At 57.9% G+C, this 17,150-nt stretch carries 16 protein-coding genes; all 16 read right to left on the bottom strand.

All coding sequences use genetic code 11. From position 1 onward, the window contains the following. Positions 1-10 precede the first annotated feature (10 nt). Complete coding sequence (locus BLT77_RS06215; protein WP_090363584.1) at positions 11-667, bottom strand: riboflavin synthase; 657 nt, start codon at positions 665-667, stop codon at positions 11-13. Beyond that, on the bottom strand, positions 668-1,780 hold the full coding sequence (gene ribD / locus BLT77_RS06220) for a bifunctional diaminohydroxyphosphoribosylaminopyrimidine deaminase/5-amino-6-(5-phosphoribosylamino)uracil reductase RibD (RefSeq protein ID WP_176819209.1): 1,113 nt from the start codon (positions 1,778-1,780) through the stop codon (positions 668-670). It lies immediately after the preceding gene. Between the two features lie 6 nt (positions 1,781-1,786). Further along, a complete protein-coding gene (gene nrdR, locus BLT77_RS06225) occupies positions 1,787-2,236 on the bottom strand; it encodes a transcriptional regulator NrdR (RefSeq protein ID WP_090363586.1) in 450 nt (149 codons plus the stop codon). 80 nt (positions 2,237-2,316) lie between these two features. Beyond that, positions 2,317-3,462: a patatin-like phospholipase family protein gene (locus BLT77_RS06230; RefSeq protein ID WP_176819210.1), complete on the bottom strand. Its 1,146-nt coding sequence runs from the start codon at positions 3,460-3,462 to the stop codon at positions 2,317-2,319. Between the two features lie 60 nt (positions 3,463-3,522). After that, a complete protein-coding gene (gene glyA, locus BLT77_RS06235) occupies positions 3,523-4,779 on the bottom strand; it encodes a serine hydroxymethyltransferase (RefSeq protein ID WP_090363591.1) in 1,257 nt (418 codons plus the stop codon). 201 nt (positions 4,780-4,980) lie between these two features. Next, positions 4,981-5,361 carry an aspartate 1-decarboxylase gene (gene panD / locus BLT77_RS06240; RefSeq protein ID WP_090363594.1) on the bottom strand — a complete coding sequence of 127 codons (381 nt, stop codon included), beginning with the start codon at positions 5,359-5,361 and terminating at the stop codon, positions 4,981-4,983. A 62-nt stretch (positions 5,362-5,423) separates the two neighbouring features. Next, positions 5,424-7,055, bottom strand: a complete 1,632-nt coding sequence (locus BLT77_RS06245) for a methyl-accepting chemotaxis protein (RefSeq protein ID WP_090363597.1) — start codon at positions 7,053-7,055, stop codon at positions 5,424-5,426. Between the two features lie 108 nt (positions 7,056-7,163). After that, positions 7,164-7,493: a DMT family transporter gene (locus BLT77_RS06250; RefSeq protein WP_090363600.1), complete on the bottom strand. Its 330-nt coding sequence runs from the start codon at positions 7,491-7,493 to the stop codon at positions 7,164-7,166. A 4-nt stretch (positions 7,494-7,497) separates the two neighbouring features. Further along, positions 7,498-8,439, bottom strand: coding sequence for an alpha/beta hydrolase (locus BLT77_RS06255; protein ID WP_090363602.1), 942 nt, complete (start codon positions 8,437-8,439; stop codon positions 7,498-7,500). A 248-nt stretch (positions 8,440-8,687) separates the two neighbouring features. Then, entirely contained in the window at positions 8,688-9,314 is a 627-nt protein-coding gene (caiE, locus tag BLT77_RS06260) for a carnitine operon protein CaiE (protein ID WP_090363605.1), read from the bottom strand. Positions 9,315-9,507: 193 nt separating this feature from the next. Then, complete coding sequence (locus BLT77_RS06265) at positions 9,508-10,365, bottom strand: MaoC/PaaZ C-terminal domain-containing protein (protein ID WP_090363608.1); 858 nt, start codon at positions 10,363-10,365, stop codon at positions 9,508-9,510. Between the two features lie 110 nt (positions 10,366-10,475). Continuing rightward, the gene (gene caiD, locus BLT77_RS06270) at positions 10,476-11,261 is read right to left on the bottom strand and encodes a crotonobetainyl-CoA hydratase (RefSeq protein ID WP_090363610.1); all 786 of its coding nucleotides are present in this window, start codon (positions 11,259-11,261) and stop codon (positions 10,476-10,478) included. Between the two features lie 51 nt (positions 11,262-11,312). Then, the gene (caiC, locus tag BLT77_RS06275) at positions 11,313-12,878 is read right to left on the bottom strand and encodes a crotonobetaine/carnitine-CoA ligase (RefSeq protein WP_090363613.1); all 1,566 of its coding nucleotides are present in this window, start codon (positions 12,876-12,878) and stop codon (positions 11,313-11,315) included. A 106-nt stretch (positions 12,879-12,984) separates the two neighbouring features. Further along, the gene (caiB, locus tag BLT77_RS06280; RefSeq protein ID WP_090363616.1) at positions 12,985-14,217 is read right to left on the bottom strand and encodes an L-carnitine CoA-transferase; all 1,233 of its coding nucleotides are present in this window, start codon (positions 14,215-14,217) and stop codon (positions 12,985-12,987) included. Positions 14,218-14,294: 77 nt separating this feature from the next. After that, the gene (gene caiA, locus BLT77_RS06285) at positions 14,295-15,431 is read right to left on the bottom strand and encodes a crotonobetainyl-CoA dehydrogenase (protein WP_090363618.1); all 1,137 of its coding nucleotides are present in this window, start codon (positions 15,429-15,431) and stop codon (positions 14,295-14,297) included. A gap of 58 nt (positions 15,432-15,489) precedes the next feature. Further along, positions 15,490-17,025: an L-carnitine/gamma-butyrobetaine antiporter gene (caiT, locus tag BLT77_RS06290; protein ID WP_090363621.1), complete on the bottom strand. Its 1,536-nt coding sequence runs from the start codon at positions 17,023-17,025 to the stop codon at positions 15,490-15,492. Between the last annotated feature and the right edge of the window lie 125 nt (positions 17,026-17,150).

The raw sequence follows: 17,150 nt of genomic DNA on the forward strand, positions 1-17,150 counted from the left end.
GCTGACCTTGTTATTTTAAAAATCCAGATTTCGCCAACATCTCCATGGTGATGCCGCCGGACTCTTCACTGTCTGCTGCAGGTTGCATCAGTCGCTCCAGATATCGGGCGATCAGATCCACCTCCAGATTCACGGTCGAACCGGGTCGCAGTTCACCAATGGTGGTTTCCTGGACGGTATGGGGGACTAGGGTAAGACGAAAACGATTACCGTCGACTTCATTGGCGGTCAGGCTGATGCCGTCGATGGTGACCGATCCCTTTTCAGGGATGTAGCGGCCCAGGCCCGCCGGGGCCCGCAGCCAGAACTCAATGGCGCGACCGCGGTCGCTGATGCTCTCTACCGTTGCCAGGCCATCCACATGGCCGCTGACCATGTGGCCGCCCAGGCGGGTATTCACGGTAACCGCACGTTCCAGGTTGACCGACTGGCCCACCGCGTAGTTGGCAAAGTTGGTACGGGCCAGGGTCTCTCCGGACACATCCGCCACGTAACCATCACTGAGCTTGGCAACCACCGTCAGGCACACGCCGTTGGTGGCGATGCTGTCGCCCAGTTGCACGTCCTCCAGTGGCAATTTGCCACTGGCTACGGTTACCCGTAAATCTTCACCACGGCGCTCTAACTGGCGCAACTGGCCCACCGCTTCGATAATGCCTGTAAACATCTATGACTCCGCGCGCACCAGGGTCAGGCGCAAATCGGCTCCGACCCGGCGAACGTCTTTAAATTGAAATTCGGGCACCTGTGACATGGCGGTCAATTGGGGCAAATTCAAGACCCCGTGACCATCGCTGCCCATCATTTTCGGTGCCTGATACAAAATGATCTCATCCCACAACCCGGCCTGAACAAAAGCCCCGGCCAGGGTCGCTCCGGCTTCTACCATCAGCGTGTTGATCTGACGCTGGCTCAGTTCGGCCATCAGGGCATGAAGATCCACCTTGCCGGCGACGGCCGGCCCCTGCCAGCAAGCCACATGCTCGGGCCAGTCGCAGGGGTACCCTTGTGTCGAGGCCAGCAGCACCGGCGACTCAATCTCCGTCAACTGCAACCCCGGACGCAGCCGGGCCTGGCCATCAATCACCACCCGCAGCGGCTGAGACCAGTGGGCAGGCAAATCTACCGAGCCGGGCAACTGCTCGGGACGGACATTCATTGACGGGTTATCCGCCAACACCGTACCGGCCCCGGTAATCACCGCGCCGTGGCTCAGACGCATCCGCTGAACGTCGCGGCGGGCGTCGGCACCGGTGATCCACTTGGACTCGCCGTTGGCCAATGCCGTACGGCCATCCATAGAGGCCGCCAGCTTAATCCGAATGTAGGGGCGCCCCCTGGACATGCGGCTGATGAAACCCGGATTCAGCTGCCGGGCCTGGGCCTCCAGCACTCCGGATACCACCTCAATGCCCGCCTGCTTAATCATCGACAGGCCACGGCCAGCCACCTGAGGGTTGGGGTCGACCATGGCGGCCACCACCCGGCTGACACCGGCCTTGATCAAGGCTTCGGCGCAGGGAGGGGTGCGGCCATAGTGCGAACAGGGCTCCAGCGTCACGTAGGCGGTGGCGCCCCTGGCCCGCTTTCCCGCCTGGCGAAGGGCGAACACTTCGGCATGGGGCTCGCCGGCTTTAGGGTGAAACCCCTCGCCAACAATATCGCCGTCTCTGACCAGCACGCACCCCACGGCGGGGTTGGGCCGGGTGGTAAAACGGCCGCGCCGGGCCAACTCGATGGCCCGGCGCATAAAGGAGTAATCGTGTTGTGAGCCGTTCATTTGTGGTTATTTTTCCAGCTTGGCGATGGCTTCACCAAATTGCGACAGATCTTCAAAGGCCCGGTACACCGAGGCGAACCGAATGTAGGCCACTTTATCCAGGGCAATCAACTGCTCCATCACCAGGTTGCCGACCATGTCGGAACCGACTTCCCGCTCTCCGGTGGCCCGCAGGGCCGATTTAATCTTAGTCAAAGATTGTTCGATCGCTTCCGCCGACACCGGACGCTTCTCCACCGCCCGCTGAATGCCGCGACGCAGCTTGTCTTCATCGAACGGCTCTCGGGTGCCATCCTGCTTAATCACCCTTGGCATCACCAGTTCGGCACTTTCAAAGGTGGTAAATCGCTCGTGGCAGGTCAGGCACTCTCGGCGCCGACGAACCTGATGACCTTCGGCCACCAATCGGGAGTCGATCACCTTGGTGTCCGTCGTAGAACAAAATGGGCAGTGCATGGCGCCTCCGGCAGGTCCCTTTTACCAGGACAGGTAAACTGACTGCTAAGAATACCGGATTTAGGGCATTAGGTTAACAATCAGGACGTTTCTTCACAGCTGAGTTTGATCTCCATCCGCTCTGAAGGAGCAATTCGTGACGGATGCGGCTGCCAGGGGGCCCCCGTCAGGCCAGCCTCGACCCCGAGACGGTACAGGGGCAGCATGTTTTCCGGTCCAAACTGCAGCGGCTCAAAGTCGAGCGGATAGCTTTGGGGAATGGCCGCATAGCAAAATCCCATCCCTTTTGCCGCCGCCATACGATAGACCCGCAGCAGACTCTCGTTGACCCGATACTGATTGCTGTCGTACGCAAACTGAATGCCGTTGGCCAGGGCTTTACCGCTGGAGGGGTGCTGCCGGTGGAACAACAACTGGTGATTGACCACCACCCAGACCCGCTGCTGAGCCCGGGGCGGCAATTGAAACTGCTCCACCATAAAAGGCCTCAGGAACAACAGGTCCCAGGCGGAATCGTGATGCATCTGGTAGTAGGTGCTGCCGGCGACAGTGACCGGGAAGTAACGGGCCTCGAAGGCGCCGGGAAACGCCGAGGCCGCCTGCAGCACATCCCGATAATAGTGGTAACGGTCGGTTCGCTCGCTGGCGGCAATGGCGCCGAGGTCCCAGAACACCGGCACACCGGCATCGGCGTTGGTGGTGCCCACATACAGACGCCGGCCCTGACGGTGGCCGGCGGCCACCTCATCGATCATCGCGTCGGTGATAAAACGATCGATCAGCGCCCGCAGCTTGCCACTGTCGTACGCCGAACGGCCAAACAGCGCCCCGAACGGATTGAGGTGACCCACGATGGCACTGGCGGGCTGCTCGGCATAGGCGTGTTTCAGTGCCAGGTCGTACTGCGGCCCCAGGAACGCCACCGTGGCCACCAGGGCACCGGTGGAGATACCGGTCACCACCTGAAACTGCGGCCGGTTTCCCCGCTGCTGCCACCCGGCCAACAAGCCGGCGTTCCAGGCCCCGTAGGCGCCGCCACCGGATAACACCAGATGATCCACACGGGCCATATCCAGCGCAATCCGCGACGGCGGCTGTTGCACCGGATCAGCAATGGCGCCAAAGGGCAAAGCCTGCTCATGGCCGACCGGCAGGGGCGTGGGTCGGCCGGCGCAGGCTTGCAGACACAGCGCCAGCACCACCGCCAGCCAGATCTTCGAACTCATTGGTCTTGCTCCACAAAAAAAGCCCATCCTCAGGATGGGCTCAGTATACCGAATCGACGCTTAACGGTAGACAGGTTTGGTGCGGCACAGCGCCAGCACCTGCTGCTGCACTCGTTCCACCACGGCTTCGTTGCCGAAGTCGTCCAGAATGTCGCAGATCCAGCCGGTCAATTCACGGCACTCGGCTTCGTCGATGCCACGTCGGGTCAGTGCCGGAGTACCGATACGCAAACCGGAGGTCACAAACGGGCTGCGGGGGTCATTGGGTACCGAGTTTTTGTTCACGGTAATGTTGGCCCGGCCCAGAGCGGCGTCGGCGTCTTTACCGGTGATATCCTTGTCGATAAGATCCAGCAGGAACAGGTGGTTGTCGGTACCACCTGACACCACCTTATAGCCACGGCTCATGAACACATCAGCCATCGCCTTGGCGTTGATCACAACCCGCTTCTGATACTCGGCAAACTCCGGCTGCAGTGCCTCTTTAAAGGCCACCGCTTTCGCCGCAATCACGTGACACAAGGGACCACCCTGACCACCAGGGAATACCGCCGAGTTGAGTTTCTTATAGACGGTTTCATCACCGCAGGCAGACAGGATCAAGCCGCCACGAGGGCCGGCCAGAGTCTTGTGGGTGGTGGTGGTGACCACGTGCGCATGGGGAACCGGGTTCGGGTAAACGCCCGCGGCGATCAGGCCGGCGACGTGAGCCATGTCCACAAAAAGATAGGCGCCCACTTCATCGGCAATGGCACGGAACTTGGCCCAGTCGATGACGCCGGAGTAAGCGGAGAAACCGGCAATGATCATCTTCGGCTGGTGCTCTTTGGCCAGAGCCAGCACCTCGTCATAGTCGATTTCACCGGTTTCGGGAGTGATGCCGTACTGTACGGCGTTGTAGATCTTACCGGAAAACGACACGCTGGCACCGTGGGTCAGGTGGCCACCGTGCGCCAGGCTCATGCCCAGTACGGTATCGCCAGGCTGAAGCAGTGCCATAAACACCGCCGCGTTGGCCTGGGAGCCGGAGTGCGGTTGAACGTTGGCGTACTCGGAGCCAAACAGTTCGTTAGCGCGGTCAATGGCCAGTTGCTCAGATACGTCGACGTACTCACAACCGCCGTAGTAACGTTTAGACGGGTAGCCTTCGGCATACTTGTTGGTCAATTGGGAGCCCTGGGCTTCCAGTACGCGAGGGCTGGTGTAGTTCTCAGAGGCAATCAGTTCGATGTGTTCCTCTTGACGAGTGCGCTCCGCCTCCATCGCCTGCCACAACTCGGGATCGAAATCGGCGATGTTCATTGTTTTGTCCAGCATCCATGTCTCCTGGTGTAGGGGTTGTTTTTTAGGCGCCACTATATTACTCCGGCGTGACGGCGATCCCAAGTCCAATGACACAGGGTGAGTCGCTCTCATAAACGAACGCAATGAAATGGCCATCGAACTCTATCCATTGAGACGTTGCCAACTGAGGTGAAATGAGAGAGGCCGAACCGAGCGGCCTCCTTACCGTCCCGTCTAGCGGCTCTGGGTCGGCACCCCCTGCCCCACCCCCTTAATGGCATTGTTCTGATCCAGATACACCAATCGAGGCTGGTGAGTGGCCGCCTCGAGGCTCTCCATCTGCACATAGGCGCAGATAATCAGCCGGTCTCCCGGGCTGGCTTTATGGGCCGCGGCGCCATTGACCGAGATGATGCGCGAGCCCCGCTCCGCTTCGATGGCGTAAGTGGCAAAGCGCTCGCCGTTATCGACATTGTACAGTTCGATCTTCTCGTACTCCAGAATGCCAGCCGCCTCGAGAAAATCCCGGTCGATGGCACAAGAGCCTTCATACTCCAACTCGGCGTGGGTCACTCTGGCCTGGTGCAATTTGCCTTTCAGCATCTCTGTTTTCATCTGTGATGTGTTCCTTGATTGTGGTTTCGACGGGGCTGGGTTGCCGGCCCCTTTGTCAGGCATCAGGCGGTTCTGAACTGCCCCAATGTGTGTTGCAGCCGCTCGGCCAACTGAGTCAGTTCGGCGCCGGAGAGGGCGGTCTGTTCCGACCCCGCCAACACCTCTTTCGACGCCAGGTTGATCCCCTCGAGATGCTGGCCCAGATCCTCGGCGACCGCCGCCTGCTCGCCGCAAGCGCTGGCAATCTGCAGGTTCATGGAGGCGATGTTGCCCACCGCGCCCACCACCTGCTCAATGGACATGCGCGCCCGGTTGGACTGTTCCACACAGGCGGCAATCAGCTGACAACTGTTCTGGGTCGCGCTGCCCGCTTGCTTGGAGCGGTTTTGCAACTGCTCGATAATGGCAACGATACGGCTGGTGGACTCCTGAGTGCGACCGGCCAAAGTGCGGACCTCATCGGCCACCACCGCAAAGCCGCGGCCCTGATCTCCGGCCCGGGCGGCTTCGATGGCCGCATTCAGCGCCAACAGGTTGGTCTGATCGGCGATGTCACGAATCACATCCACCACCATGCTGATGTTAGCGGAATCCTGCTCCAGTTCACCGACCAGGGCACCGGCCTGCTGAATCACCGACTCCGCCTGCTGAATGCCCTCGATGCCCTGATTCACCACCGTCATCCCCTCATTGGCATCTTGCGTCGCCGACTCCGCCGAATGAGACGCCTCTTCGGTATTACGGGCCACTTCGGCCACAGTCGACTGCATCTGTGTCATGGCGCTGGAGATGGACGCCACCTGCAGCTGCTGCTGGCGCATCCCCTCGGAAGTTTGCTCGGATACCGAGCCCATGGCCTCAATGGAGGTCCCCAGTTGATTGGACGCCTCGGTGATCTGGGCCACCAGCGCCGCCAGCCGGGACTGCATCTCCAGGCTGTCCTGCGCCAACTGCCCCAACTCGTCGTCGGCAAACTGCTGCCGGTTCAGTACGTGGGTCAGATCGCCCTTGGCGATGGCTTCGATCAGGCTGCGAACCCGAGCCAGAGGGGTGCAGATCTGCCTGACCAGCAGCATGGCGGTCACCAGCATAAACGCCAGCATCACCGCCCCGCCGATGGCGATCACCCAGTACATGGTCACCACCGATGCCGCGCTGGCACCGGCTTCCTGATCGACAAAACTCTGATTCAGTGTTACCAAGGCTTCGACGGCCTCGATCAGCTCCAGGTAGGCAGGGTAACTGGCCATGATGGCGGAGTTCGCGTCTTCATATCGATCCTGGCTAATCAACCCCAAAAACGGCTCATTGGCCACCAGGTAGGACCGCCAGCTTTGCTCCAGCACAGAAAATGCCTGCCGATCCTGCTCGTTGGCCAGAGTCGAGTGGTAACGGTCGAGGCTGTCGTCCATGGACAGGGCCATCTTCCTGCCCTCGAGTACCCACTTCGGCATGTCCGGGTCGCCGGCATTGGACACCAAAGAGAAATCGTACTTGCGGTAGTCGATGATGAACGCCCGCATATCCTCGGCCAGCACCAGGCTGGGAATGGTGGTGGTGTTAAATGTGGTGATGGTCGCCGCCATGGTGGCGGCTTGTCGGGTTACAATCCCGATCAGCACCGCCATGGCTAGGGCTATCAACAGATAAGCCAGGGATATCTTGTTCTTTACACTGAGATTATTGAGTCGCACTCCAGGCTCCTTGTGGCGCAGTGGTATTCAAAATAGAGATAAAAACGTGCCTCGATCCACACAACGGCCTTGGCGCCGAAGCCTAAACCGGCCACCAGGACCGGGCTGTCAATGCGGTACCGAACGGGAGAACAGGTGGATGATCAGCGTTCCCGCCACGATCAGTCCCATTCCCAGCAGCGCGGCAGCATCCAGAGGCTGTTTCAACCGCCACCAGCCAACCCCGGCCACCAGCACGATGCCCGCGCCACACCAGATGGCATAGGCGATGCCCACCGGCAGCACTCGAACCACCTGAGCCAGCAGTGCGAACGCCAACAGGTAACCACACAGGCACAGCAGCGTCGGCAGGGGCTGTGAAAACCCCTGGGTGCGTGGTAGCAAACTGGTCGCCGATACTTCGGCAATGATGGCCAGAAGCAGGCAGAGGTAGACCATGGCGTTACGCCAGCAGGGCGCGAATCCGGGGGCCGGTGTCCTGCAGGTACTGATCGGCTTGATCAAACACCCCCAGCATCTTGATGAAGCCGTGAATCACCCCTTCATAGAGACGGTACTCCACCGGCACGCCGGCGGCGGTCAGCTTGTCGGCATACAGGCGGCTGTCATCGCACAGGGGGTCGTACTCGGCACAGGCGATCAGCGTGGGCGGCAGATCCGCATGGCTGCTGGCCCGCAGCGGTGAGCAGTAGGGGTGCAGACCATCGACCGGGCTGCGCAGGTAGTGATTCCAGTAGTAGCTCATACTGGCCCGCTGCAGCAGGTAACCTTCGCCGTGGTTGATGGCCGACGGGGTATCCCAGCCGTACTGCACCGCCGGATACACCAGCACCTGGCAGGCCAGGCGCGGGCCGTTTTCATCCCGGGCCCGCAGGGCCACAGCCGCTGCCAGGTTGCCACCGGCACTGTCACCGAACACACCGATACGACGCGGATCCAGTCCCAGTTTACGGGCATGTTCAAACACCCAGCAGGTGGCGGCATAGCAGTCGTCCATCGGCGTCGGGAATTTATGCTCCGGGGCCTTTTGATAGTTGACCGCCACCACCACCGCGCCGGTGTGGTTGGCCAGGGCACGGCTGAAACCGTCGTTGGTTTCGATGTTGGACACCATCCAGCCACTGCCGTGGAAAAACACCAGCGCCGGCTGCAGTTCGGCACTGGCATCGCCCTCAAGTGGACGGTAGATCCGAATGGGAAGATCGGCGCTGGGTCCAGGAATAAATCGATGCTCCACCGCCGCAACGGCCGCCGGCTCACGGCAGGGGCTGTCCCCCGACAGCTCCAGGTGACGGGCCTCTGCCGGGGTCATCTCTTCGTAGGCTTTGGCGCCGGAGTCACGCACCTGCTGCAAAAATTCATCAACCTTGGGATCTAATGGCATAACGGTTCCTTTAAGCGTGCACCGCCGTGTGGTCACAGCGAAATGGGGTGCGCCACCCCAACACATGCCAGCCGTTTAACGGCCTGACGGGATGGCGCGAAGTAAAAAAGTCGCCTGTCTGCTACGGCAATCGCTTGGGTAAGCGAATGTTTAGGATGAGAGGATCGCTTGTGCGTTGATGGGCAATCACCGAACAGACAGACAACAAAAAACAATGTAACGGGCCCGTTTTCGGGTCGGGCCTCCCCCTAGGCCGGTTCGCTCCCCCTGACGGCGGAGGTGGATTCGGCGGTTTCCTGTACTTGGGTGGTGCCCTGCAGCCGCGGCCGATTCGGCTCCATGACCGTCCGGGGTTCAACCTCATGCATCGACGCCGCCGCCCGCTGCGCCAGATCCTGGTACTCTCGGGTGTTGAGGCGCTTCCACTGCAGCTCCTGATCCGACACCGCCCGCACCGCTTTCGCCGGAGTGCCCATCAGCAACTGCCGGGACTGGCCCTGAAAACCGGCTTTGACAAAGCTCATGGCGGCGACGATGCTCTGCTCGGCCACCACGGCGCCATCCATCACCACCGCATTCATGCCCACTAATGCCTCTTTGCCGATCACGCAGCCATGCAGGATGGCACCGTGGCCGATGTGGCCGTTCTCGCTGACGATGGTATCGCGGTCACTGTAGCCATGCATGATGCAGCCATCCTGAACATTGCAGCCGGTTTCCAGGATCAGGCGGCCATAGTCCCCCCGCAGCGATGCGAGCGGGCCGACATACACCCCCGGGCCAACAATGACGTCACCAATCAATACCGCGGTCGGATGGACATAGGCGCTGGGATCAACAACAGGAATAACACCTTCAAATTCATAGCAGGGCATAAAATACCTTTAAAACCTATGACTCAATAACGCTGAAAACATAAAAATAAAAAACACAAAAATAAAAAGGGCGTGACACTACCTTGGTGCACCACACGCATTGCGCATGGAAATAGAGCACGCCAACAGCTGCCTTAAAACAACAATCGAAAACAATCGAAAACAATCAAAACAACAATAAAAATTTAAATAACTAACGCCACTCAACTAAACCAAAATTCAAATAACAGCAATTGGGGTCATCCGCATCCACCACTCGAAAGTGGACACAGTTATCACTCCATTTCCAAATTTGAGTTTTTACCCTCGCGCCTGGATAAAGCGCCTTGGTTAACCGGGTTTTAAATCGAGTTAACCGCTCCGGCTCGCCGGGAATAATACTCCGGACAATGTGCCGGCAGGCGACCCCGGTGGTGCTCACCCCGTGCAGATTCGGCTTGGGATGACCAAACTTCTGCGCGTAGGTCCAATCCACGTGCTGTGGGTGATAGTCGCCGCTGAGGCGATACACCAGGGCCTGATTCAGTGGTACCTGTTCTACCACCTCAAAATCCGGCTGTCGCTGTGGAATCTCAACGATATCGCGGGGGGCTTTCGGCCCACCAAAGCCACCGTCATACAGACAGCAATCCCAACTTTCGTTGGTGAACAGCAGGGTGCCCTCCTGGTTGCGAGTTTCTCCGATGTGCTGCGCCAGGCAGCCTCGTCCCTCACCCCGGTCGTATAGCCCTTTCAGCAACACGGTGGTACTGAGCTTGCCGGTCACCAGCTCCGGAGTCAGAGGCCGGTGGACTCGAAAATCAAAGCCCCAATGCAGGGAGCCGCCCCACTCAAAACCAAAGTCGATGGTTTTGGTGACTTCACTGTCCACAATCGGCATGGCACAGAACGTGGGCAACACCTTCAGATCTTGCTCATACACATATTCAAGGTCGGTCTTACCATCACTGCCGGCACCGCATCCCAGCCCCAACAGCATTAGATCCCTGACCGTGTACTCATTAATAAAAGGCCCGTAGGTCTGGCCTTGCATCTCCAGCTTTAACGCCATTTCGAAACTCCCTCTATCGAACGTCTCCGCCACCCTCCACCAGACAGCGGGTCAGCAGTGGCAACCGGCGCCTTAGCTGCACCGATTGCCACCACGGGTATCCAGGGGCGTTACTTACCCGCCCAGACCGGATCGCGCTTCTCGGCAAACGCCGCAGGTCCTTCCAGCGCATCTTCAGAGTGCAGAACCGACGGGTAGTGCTTCAGCGCACCGCTGCGGGTGAAGCGGTAACCCTCTTCGATGGTCATTTCACTGGTGGTACGAACCACCTCTTTCAACGCCGCCACGGCCAGAGGGGCACTCTGAGCGATTTGCGCTGCCAGTTCACGGGCAGATTCCATCAGTTCGGCATTGCTGACCACGCGGTTGACGATGCCCCAGCGCAGCGCTTCTTCCGCGTCCATACGGCGACCGGTCATCATCATCTCGTTAACAATGGCCGGTGGCACCAGCTTCGGCAGACGCAGCATGCCGCCGCTGTCTGGTACGATGCCCAGTTTGGCTTCAGGCAGAGCAAAGCTGGCGTTATCGGCACAAACAATCATGTCGGCCGCCAGCGCCAGTTCAAAACCACCACCGAAGGCGTAACCATTGACGGCGGCAATGACCGGCTTGTCCAGGTCAAACAGCTCGGTCAGACCGGCGAAACCACCAGGACCAAAATCCGCATCCGGCGCTTCGCCTTCGGCGGCCGCTTTCAGATCCCAGCCTGCCGAGAAGAAACGCTCGCCCGCACCGGTAATGATGGCAACCCGAAGCTCAGGATCATCACGGAATGCCAGAAAAACTTCGCCCATTTCAAAGCTGGTTTTGGCATCGATGGCATTGGCTTTAGGCCGATCCAGGGTGATTTCCAAAACGCCGCCATTTCGAGTTACGTGCAATGATTCACTCATGTTCTTACTCCATTAAGAGTCAACTAATGACTCCATCCACTAAATTAAAAACTACTCTTTTTCACACAGGAGATTCTTTCTAACTTTGCCGGTGCACGTTCTTGGCAAACTCGGCAACAGCTCAACAAAAGAGGGCACTTTAAATTTGGCCATCTTTTCTGAGCAATAGTTAATAATGTCCTGCTCATTAATATCTGCATCGGGTCTCAACACCACAAAAGCTTTAATGGCCTCATCACGAATCGAGTCCTTAACGCCAATAACGGCTGCTTCAATTACCTTTGGATGATCGGTGATGATGTTTTCAATCTCCATGCAGGAGATATTTTCTCCGCCCCGCTTCACCATGTTGCAACTGCGATCGACAAAGTAGAAAAACCCTTCCTCGTCCACATAGCCGGAATCGCCGGTTCTGAGCCAGCCATCCGGCCCTATCGCTTTGGCGGTGGCCTCCGGTGCCTGATAGTACTCCTTGAAGATGGTCCGTCCCGGTATGCCCTTGACCTGAATCTCGCCAATCTCACCGGCGGCCAACTCCTGGCCTTCCGGAGAGACAATTCGAGCTTCATAGCCAAAGCCGGTACGCCCAATGGACGGCCAGCGACGCTTGTCTCCGGGACGATCGCCGATGATGCCGACAATGGTTTCGGTCATGCCCCAGGAGGTCAGAAGACGCACATTGAATCGATCAATAAAGGCATCTTTCTCCTGGTCGGGCATGCTCAGGTAGAACATCACCTCCCGCAGACGATGGTTTCGCTCCCAAGGCTGCTGCGGCTGCATCATCATGGTACGCATCATCAGCGGGATGCACTCGGTCACCGTCGCCTGGTATTTGCATACCTGGCTCCAGAAGTTACGGGCACTGAATTTCTCCAGCAATACGAAGGTCGCTCCGGCGGAAAACGCCGCCATGGCTGCTGTGCACTGGCAATCGATGTGGTACACCGGCATCGCCGTCATGTAGACATCATCGCTGCGCAGAGCCGCCTGCCAGGCACTGTAATAGCCGGCAAAACGTAAGTTGTAGTGAGTGATCACCACCCCTTTGGGGCGGGAGGTGGTGCCGGAAGTAAACAGAATCTCGGCGGTGTCATCCCAACCAATCTCAGACTCGGCCACGAAACGGGTGGAGTACTGACTCAGCAACTGAGCAAAATCTCCCACCCCCTCCACGACTCCACCGTCTTTAAGATCAGTGACCAGAATCTGCTCGAGGTCGGTCTGTGCGCCGGCTCGAATCTGACTGTAGATAGGCAAAAACTCGGTGGTGGTCACCACTCGTCGAATGCCGCACTTTTCAGCCAGGTAGGCGCATTCATCCAGCAGCCAATGGGTATTAACGGGCACCATAACCGCGCCAATTTTCGCCAGTCCAAACCAGCACAGGATGAACTCCACGCTGTTGTTCAGATGCAGGGCGACACGCTCGCCTTTCACCACTCCCAGGGCCGTAAACAGGTTGGCGGCCCGATTGATCTCGCCATTGAGTCCGGCGTAGGAGTACTGAGTGGCATTTCCGGACGCATCTTCAAAAATCAACGCCGTTTTGTCGCCATGCAATTCAGCCAGGTCGTCCCAGGTCTGACGCAAGTTATGTCCGCTAATAATGTCCATTTGTTACCTTACAACATCAACCATCTGTGTGGATTTTGAAACCCTAATGACCGGAGTTCAGCTTGTCACTCTCCACCCTCCGGACACGTGATCTGCTGACGGTGTTTTACGCCTCAGGAGCCTTGTCAACCTTGGCCAGACCCTTGTCTGCCAATTCTGTGATCGCTTCATCGCTGTAGCCGATGTCACGCAGAATGGCGGCGGTGTCCATGCCGTGATCCGGCATGCCGCGCCAGATCTGACCCGGGTTGTTTTTAAACTTGGGCATCACATTGGGGCCCTTGCAGCGTTTGCCGTCGATGGTGTCCCATTCGGTAATGGACTCGCGGGCAATGTACTGCGGGTTGGACTCCAGGTCTTCGGCGCTCAGCACCTTGGCACAGGCGATCTTCAGTTCAGCAAAGCGCTTGCGCACCTCGGCCACAGAGCGGGCATTGATGTAACGATCCAGCGCATCTTCAATCTCCTGACCATGGGGGCATTCGATGCGATGAATCAGCTGAGTGCCTTCCGGAACGGCTTCGGTCCCCAGCAGGTGGCCCAGGCCGATGTCCTTGAACAACTCTTCGATCTGGTTGGCCCCGACCATCTCCATCACGATGTAACCATCTTCACACTTGTACAGACCGCAGCCGGCGTAGTAAGGGTCACGGCCCTTGTACTGGCGAGGCGCCATCTGGCCACCGTTGAAGTAATCCATCATGAAGTACTGGCCCATGCGCAACATCACCTCATACATGGCCACATCGATGCTCTCACCAACGCCGGTTTCCTTGGCCTTATGGAAGGCCGCCAGAGCAGCGGTGGTGACGGTCATGCCGGAGAAGTAATCGGCGGTATAAGGGAACGCCGACATCGGCTGGTCCACATCGCCGTTCTGCATCAGATAGCCGCTGAACGCCTGGGCAATGGTGTTGTATGCCGCCAGATTGGTGTATTCGTCGGTACCGAACTGGCCAAACCCGGACAGGTGCGCCACCACCAGCTTAGGGTTGCGTTCCCACAGCAGCTCATCGGTAATGCCGCGGCGGGCAAATGCCGGCCCTTTACTGGCTTCGATGAAGATGTCGGTGGTTTCCATCAGCTTCAGGAACGCATCGCGGCCTTCGTCTTTGAAGATGTTCAAAGACAAGGCATGCAGGTTGCGTCGTGACAGCTGAGGGTAGTTAGGCTGCACTCGAATGGTGTCGGCGTAGGCAACGTTCTCAATCCAGATTACTTCGGCGCCCCACTCCGCCAGCATCTGGCCTGCGAATGGACCGGCAATCTCGATACCGGAAAACACAACCCGAACCCCGGAAAGGGGACCAAATTTCGGTGTGGCTAATGTCTGTGACATGGTGATGTCCTTACGTAATGTGTCTCAAAATGGCAGCCAGGACGGCGCAATCGCGACGCCTGGCTGCATTGCGGGGATTAGCGGTACTCTTTCAGAACCGCACGCCCCAGAGTCAGGATCTGCATCTCATCGGAACCACCCGAGACACGATCCACTCGCAGATCACGCCAGAAGCGGCTGATGCGATGCTCACCAGCGATGGCGTAGCCACCCAGTACCTGCATGGCGGAATCCACGACTTCAAAGGCTGCATTGGCGCAGTAGAACTTGCACATCGCCGCATCACCGGAGGTCATCATGCCGTTGTCGGCTTTCCAGGCCACGTGATAGATCATGTTCTTCATGTTGCTCAGCTTGATGGCCATGTGAGCAAACTTTTCCTGAATCAGCTGGGTACGACCAATGGCCTCGCCAAACTGAACACGCTGGTTGGCGTATTTAGCCGCATCCTCAAAGGCGCAGTAAGCGGTACCGTAGTTGGTGCAAGCCACCAGGAAGCGCTCCATGTCGAACTCTTCTTTTACCCGCTGGAAGCCGTTGCCTTCACGACCGAAGAAGTCCTTCTCCTCCAACTCGACATCGATGAACTGCACTTCGCAGCAGCTGTCCATCTTCAGGCCCAGCTTAGGCAGCTTGCTCAGCTTGATACCCGGCTTGGTCATGTCGATAAAGAACTCGGAGAACACCGGCGTTTCAGACGCGGCATCGCGAGCCATAACCACCAGATAAGGGGTACCGGCGGCACTGGTGATAAAGCACTTGCTGCCGTTCAGGTAGATCTTGCCGTCTTTACGCAGGTAGTTGGTGGTCAGGCTGCCCACATCGGATCCGGCGCCAGGTTCGGTAATGGCCGAGTTCCACATCTGCTTACCGGTACCGCGCAGTGCCATGATCTTGTCGATCTGCTCGTCGGTGCCTTCGCGCAGCACGGTGGTGAAGCCCGCCAGTTGATACAGCACGTAGGTCGGAGCACCCAAACGGCCCAGCTCTTCCCAGATCACCGCCAGGGTGGTCAGGCCGGCGTCAAAGCCATCATGCTCTTCTGGCAGCAACAGGCTATCGATGCCCATCTCAGCCAGTTCCTTAACGAAACGCTCAGGGTAGGTGCTGGTCTCATCGCACTCGGCAAAGTACGCTTCCCAGTTTTCACGCTCCATCAGGTCACGAACGCCTTTAACAAACAGTTCCTGTTCGTCGGTTAATCTGTAATCCATAATCAATACCTTCTAGTTACTTCTCTATTCGCGACGTAGGTCGTCACCCAAATGGAATTTAGTTCGACCACTTGTTCTTCTTGGCGTCCTTGAGGAAGGACATAATCACCAGAATGTTAACAATCACCAGCGGTGCGCCCCCGGCGATAATCGCAGTCTGCAGCGGCTTCAGGCCACCCAGAGACAGCAGCACGATACCGATAACGCCCACCAGAACGGACCAACCCACACGAATCCACACCGGTGGTTCGTTGTCTGCATCCACACCCTTACAGGTGGACATGGCCAGGGTGTAAGAACAGGCGTTGATCAGGGTCACGGTCGCCAGGAAACACAGGATGAAGAAGCCCCACATGGTGATGGTGCTCATGGGCAGGGCGGCCCAGGTTTCGATGATGGCACGCGGTGCACCATGCTCCTGGATAAGCTGTCCCATATTGATGAGGTTGTTGTGCATCAGGTTGACGGTGTTGCTGCCCAGAATGGTCCACAGGAACCAGGTAGAAGCAGTCAGGCCACCCACCATGGTCAGACACAGCTGGCGCACGGTACGGCCACGGGAGATCTTGGCCAGGAAGATGCACATCTGGATGCCATACACCACCCACCAGGCCCAGTAGAATACGGTCCAGTCTTGTGGCCAGCTGCCTTCACTGATGGAGCTGGTGTAGAACAGCATGCGTGGCAGGTAAGCAAGCATCACCCCAACGGACTCGGTGAAGTAGTTTACGGTGAAGCTGGTGGCGCCGATGAGCAGTACCCACACCAGCATGATGATGCTCAGGTAGCTGCGCAGGTCACTGGCAACCTTGATGCCCTTGGTCAGACCGAACGCCACACAAACGGCGTTAAAGATGATCCACACGGAGATAACGAAGGTATCGACTTCAATGGTACGAGGAATGCCAAACAGCCATTGGATACACTCGGTCACCAGAGGCGTCGCCAGCCCCAGGCTGGTGCCCATGGCCAGAATCAACGCAACCACATAGACGTTGTCGATGATGGAACCCAGAATGCCCTTGTGATGCTTGCCCAGAACCGGCTCCAGGGTGCCACTGGGGCGAACCACATCCATCTTCTTCACGAACAGGAAGTAACCCAGGGCAACGGTAAAGAAGCCATATCCCATCCAAGGCAGAGGACCCCAGTGGAACAAGCTGTAGGCCACACCCAGTTCTTTGGCCTGAACCGACATGGATTCCAGCTCAAAAGGAGGGTAGGTCAGGTAGTAGTAAGCTTCCAGAGAGCCCCAGTACAGTACCGCCGCAGAGGTACAGGAGGCAAACATCAGGAAGATCCAGCTGCCGGTACTGAATTCCGGCTTTTCCTGACCGAGGCGGTTATTGGCGTAGGGACCCCACACCAGCCAGGCCCAACCGATGGCCAGGGCGATCATATACCACTCAAACGCCCACCCCCAGGAGTGAGTCAGATAGTGGAACACGGAACTGATGGCTTGGTTAGCCGCATCGAGATCCCGCACAGTAAAATAGGAGAGCAAAATCACAATCAGCAGAGATGGGAAGAATATGGTTGGTTCAATTCCCACCTTTTTCGGCTGTGTGCCCTTTACAGCTTGTACACTGTCCATCCTAAAATCTCCATTCCAATTGCCTCTTATATTCTGAGGCAACAAGTTTGATTTATTTTATTTGATTGACCTTTTCACCAGGCAAAAAGGTCTCCGTGACAATATCGATATTGATATTGACAATA

Origin of the sequence: Ferrimonas sediminum (genome assembly GCF_900100175.1) — a bacterium.
Classification (GTDB): Bacteria; Pseudomonadota; Gammaproteobacteria; order Enterobacterales; family Shewanellaceae; genus Ferrimonas; species Ferrimonas sediminum.

Bases quoted from the DNA above. Each gene is read 5' to 3' on its own strand.
- caiB (WP_090363616.1), bottom strand. From the start codon at position 14,217: ATGTCACAGACATTAGCCACACCGAAATTTGGTCCCCTTTCCGGGGTT.
- BLT77_RS06255 (WP_090363602.1), bottom strand. From the start codon at position 8,439: ATGCCATTAGATCCCAAGGTTGATGAATTTTTGCAGCAGGTGCGTGAC.
- ribD (WP_176819209.1), bottom strand. From the start codon at position 1,780: ATGAACGGCTCACAACACGATTACTCCTTTATGCGCCGGGCCATCGAG.
- BLT77_RS06215 (WP_090363584.1), bottom strand. From the start codon at position 667: ATGTTTACAGGCATTATCGAAGCGGTGGGCCAGTTGCGCCAGTTAGAG.
- BLT77_RS06230 (WP_176819210.1), bottom strand. From the start codon at position 3,462: ATGAGTTCGAAGATCTGGCTGGCGGTGGTGCTGGCGCTGTGTCTGCAA.
- caiD (WP_090363610.1), bottom strand. From the start codon at position 11,261: ATGAGTGAATCATTGCACGTAACTCGAAATGGCGGCGTTTTGGAAATC.
- panD (WP_090363594.1), bottom strand. From the start codon at position 5,361: ATGAAAACAGAGATGCTGAAAGGCAAATTGCACCAGGCCAGAGTGACC.
- caiE (WP_090363605.1), bottom strand. From the start codon at position 9,314: ATGCCCTGCTATGAATTTGAAGGTGTTATTCCTGTTGTTGATCCCAGC.
- caiT (WP_090363621.1), bottom strand. From the start codon at position 17,025: ATGGACAGTGTACAAGCTGTAAAGGGCACACAGCCGAAAAAGGTGGGA.
- BLT77_RS06265 (WP_090363608.1), bottom strand. From the start codon at position 10,365: ATGGCGTTAAAGCTGGAGATGCAAGGCCAGACCTACGGGCCTTTTATT.
- glyA (WP_090363591.1), bottom strand. From the start codon at position 4,779: ATGCTGGACAAAACAATGAACATCGCCGATTTCGATCCCGAGTTGTGG.
- caiA (WP_090363618.1), bottom strand. From the start codon at position 15,431: ATGGATTACAGATTAACCGACGAACAGGAACTGTTTGTTAAAGGCGTT.
- caiC (WP_090363613.1), bottom strand. From the start codon at position 12,878: ATGGACATTATTAGCGGACATAACTTGCGTCAGACCTGGGACGACCTG.
- BLT77_RS06250 (WP_090363600.1), bottom strand. From the start codon at position 7,493: ATGGTCTACCTCTGCCTGCTTCTGGCCATCATTGCCGAAGTATCGGCG.
- nrdR (WP_090363586.1), bottom strand. From the start codon at position 2,236: ATGCACTGCCCATTTTGTTCTACGACGGACACCAAGGTGATCGACTCC.